General features: G+C 26.1%; 1 pseudogene. It reads right to left on the bottom strand.

From position 1 onward, the window contains the following. Positions 1–249: pseudogene (locus tag E6A48_RS07190) on the bottom strand (MBOAT family O-acyltransferase); the annotation flags it as partial.

The raw sequence follows: 249 nt of genomic DNA, 5'->3' as shown, positions 1-249 counted from the left end.
ATCTTTTGAAAATAACCAAAAAGCATTAAAGTAAGACCTTCTGTTATTCTATCATAATCAAATCTTTTTATTTTATATAAATTCTCCACCTGAATAAGCAAATTTTTAGAACGTTCTATTGGACCAGCAACTAACTGAGGAAAAAATGATACAAACAATGCATACTTAATAATATTTTTCTCTGATTTTATTTCACCTCTGTAAACATCTATTGTGTAACTTAATGCCTGAAATGTATAAAATGATATC

It is taken from the genome of Brachyspira pilosicoli (assembly GCF_019402445.1).
GTDB classification, from domain to species: Bacteria; Spirochaetota; Brachyspiria; order Brachyspirales; family Brachyspiraceae; genus Brachyspira; species Brachyspira pilosicoli_B.
This window is presented reverse-complemented; position numbering and strand designations above follow the sequence as displayed.